At 74.7% G+C, this 3,227-nt stretch carries 2 protein-coding genes; one reads left to right on the top strand and one right to left on the bottom strand.

Going from position 1 to position 3,227, the window contains the following annotated elements:
• Positions 1-1,601: DUF6350 family protein (locus IF43_RS43330; RefSeq protein WP_234332649.1), on the bottom strand; the 1,601-nt coding region annotated here is incomplete at its 3' end.
• Positions 1,602-1,717: 116 nt separating this feature from the next.
• On the opposite strand from IF43_RS43330, the gene IF43_RS0135290 reads away from it, so the two are divergent.
• The gene (locus IF43_RS0135290) at positions 1,718-3,199 is read left to right on the top strand and encodes a helix-turn-helix domain-containing protein (RefSeq protein WP_030210948.1); all 1,482 of its coding nucleotides are present in this window, start codon (positions 1,718-1,720) and stop codon (positions 3,197-3,199) included.
• The last annotated feature ends 28 nt before the right edge of the window (positions 3,200-3,227 follow it).

Raw genomic sequence — 3,227 nt, forward strand, 5'->3', positions numbered from 1 at the left:
GCCCCAGCACCAGCCCCAGCACCAGCCCCAGCACCAGCACCAGCCCCAGCCCCAACCTCCGCCCCAGCCCCCCCGAACTCCGGCACCAGCGCCCCCGCCGACTTCCGCAGCTCCGCCCACCGGGCTTCGCGCACCCCGCGGTCCGCCCAGCGCCCCCCGTCCCAGTCCTCCGCGTCGTCGTCCAGGGTGGCGAGGCCCCGTACGGCCCAGGCCCGTACCGCCACCGCGACCGGAACCGCGACCACAAGCGTCCATCCCACCGCAGCCGCTCCGACCTCCCACCACACCGGCCCGAACGCGGCCAGGCGGTCCGATCCCACCGGGCCCCCGGCGGCCGCGGCCAGCGCCGCCATCAGCCCGCCGCACACGACCGACCCCCACGCCGCGGCGACCGCACCTTCCCCACCCGACTCCGCGTCGCGCCCGGCGAAACGCCCGACGCACACTCCCGCCACCACCGGCAGCGCCAGTGCCGCCCAGGTCAGCGGGCTCCCCTCGCCCGCCGCCGGAAGGCCGGCGAGCAACGGGAAGCGCGGCATCGCCGGGGCCGCACCCGCGAATCCGAGTGGCGTGGCCGTCGCCCCGACACCCAGGGAGAAGCCGGGCCCGAGGGCATAGGCAGCGGCCCACACGGCCGCGTTCGGAATCAGCGCCAGCGCGACCAGCAGCACCGCGAAGCGCCCCGACCAGACGCCGGTCAGCTCCAGGAAGGACTGCTGCGCCGGCCCTGCGTGCAACACCAGCGAGGCCCCCACCAGCACGGCGCCGCCCCCGACGAGAACCAGCGCCCCGGCCACCCCCGCGCGCAGCGCACGCCCGTACCGGGGGCGCTCGCAGGAGCGCCGCACGCCCCTCGGAAGCCAGCCGAGCAAGGCCCCGTACGGACGTCCGCGCGCGCTCCACACGCCCGCGGCTCCGGCGATCGCAGCGACGAGGGGCACGTGCCAGGCGGCGCTCAGCGGGTCGGCGGGCATCGGTCCGCCCGCCGCGTACGCCGTCGCGGCGGCGCCGACCGCCAGGTATCCGCAGGTCACTGCGGAGAACACGGCACCTGGCGAAAGACCTCCACCCAGCAGCCCACCGCCCGCCGACGGGCCACCCCCACCCGGGAGCCGGGCGCCCGCAGAGGCCCCGTCACCTGAGGGAACGTCACTTCCCAGACCACCGCCACCACCAGCGGCGTCACCGGCAGCACCGCCACCACCACCACCAGCACCAGCACTGCCACCACCGCCCCCACTGTCACCGAGGCCTCCGGCCTCCCCACCCCCCTCGTCCTCGTACAGCGCCAGCCGGGCCGCCCGCCGCATGAGCAGCACGGGCAGCCCCACCAGGAGCAACGGCGTGAGGCCGATGGGGGCAGGTACGCCTGACAGCGTGTCAAGCCTGATCAGCTCGGTGCCATGGGCCAGCAGCCACAGGCCGGCGGCGATATGGAGGGCGGCGCCGGGTCCGCTGTCCGGGTACGGGGAGCTGATCCACAGCACCATGACGAGGACGGCCAGGCCGCCCAGGCCGAGCCCGGCGGCGACAGCGCCACCCAGTACGCAGGCGGCGGCCGCCGGAGAACGACGGCGGCGACCGGACGTCACGTTGGTCACCCGGACATGGTCCCAACGACACGCGCTGCTGCCGGGTAACAGGCGAATGATCGTAGTGTCTCGCAATATACGGTTATGTACTTTTTCGGCCAATGGTGGGTTTCTGGGAGTCCGTCATGACACACAGCGTCGACACCGCCGCCGAGTTGACCCTGCCCTCCCCCAAGGAACGCCGACGGCTGCGCGAAGCCGGCGGGCTCTCTCCCGACGAGCTGGCGGCCGCGATGGGCGTCACGACGACGACGGTCCGGTCGTGGGAGACCGGCCGCACTGAGCCCCGCGGCCGGAAGTTGGAGGCGTACGCGAAGCTGCTCACCCGCCTGGCGGCGGAGACGGAGCCGGAGGCGGAGTCCGTAGCGGAAACCGAAGAAGCCACACCCGAACCGGAGCAGCTGGGACCGGACCTGCTCGAACCGGATCTGTCGGAAACCGACCTGTTCGAACCAACCCTGCTCGAACCGGACCCGCTCGAACCGGCCCTGCTGCACCCCGGACCGAAGCAGACGCCCCCTCAGCCCGCTGCCCCCAAGCACTCCGTTCGGCCGCTGACCCTGGCGCGCCACAACCCGCCGCACCACGCGGCTGTACCCGCACCAGAACCCAGCCCTGAAGAACCGGAGCCCGAACGCACCACCGAACCCGAAGCCAAGTCAGAGCCACCCACCCCCAAAGCCCAACCCCCCACCGAAACCCACCCCACCCCCGAAACCCACCCCACCCTCGAAACCCACCCCACCCCAGGAGCCCAGCCCACCCCAGAAACCCGTGCCACCCCAGACGCCCACCCCACCCCCGAAGCCGAACCCACCCCCACCCAAACCTTCGACGCCCTCTACGCCTACGCCGCCGCCCCCCTCGCCCGCCAGGCCTACCTCCTCACCGGCCGCCGCTCCCTCGCGCACGAGGCCGTGGAACGGGCCTTCCAGCAGGCCTGGCAGCGATGGCCCGAGGTGGCCACCGACCGCGACCCCGTGGGCTGGGTCCGCGCGGCCGTGTACGAGTACGCGCTCTCCCCCTGGCACCAACTGCGCCGCGCCCACAAGCACCCCGACCGCCCGCCGGCCTCCCCCGCCGACCGGGCCCTCCTCGACGCCCTGCTCGCGCTGCCGCCCGTCCACCGCAGAACGGTCCTGCTGTACGACGGCGTGGGCCTGGACCTCCCCGACACCGCCGCCGAGACCGAGGCCACCACCCCCACCGCCGGTCAGCGCCTCGTGAACGCCCACGCCCACCTCACGGCCCGGCTCCCGGAACTGTCCACCCCGGGCGCACTGCACCACCGGCTCGGGTCCGTCGTACCCGCGGTGGCACTGGAACCGCCCGCCGCCGCGGCCGTACGCGCCGCGGGGGAGCACCGCGCACGGCTGTGGACGCGCGCCGCGCTCGCCCTCATGGCGGCGATCGCGGTGGCCACCGCGTACACGGTCTCCACCGCCCCCACGCGCTATATCCCCCCGGAGTCACCGAGCGCGACGGTCTCCGGCGTGCCGCCGCACGGCGGCCCGCAGCGGCTGACCGAGGCGGACATGGAGCTGCGCGCGAAGCTGCGCTCCCACCCCGCGCCGGGCCCGGAGCGACTCGTACCCAAACCAGGCTGAGACCGCGCCACCCACCCAGCCCCCAGCC

This window comes from Streptomyces sp. NRRL S-87, from assembly GCF_000719335.1.
In the GTDB taxonomy this organism is placed as follows: Bacteria; Actinomycetota; Actinomycetes; order Streptomycetales; family Streptomycetaceae; genus Streptomyces.

Coding starts and splice junctions, on each gene's coding strand:
- IF43_RS0135290 (WP_030210948.1), top strand. CDS start 1,718: ATGACACACAGCGTCGACACCGCCGCCGAGTTGACCCTGCCCTCCCCC.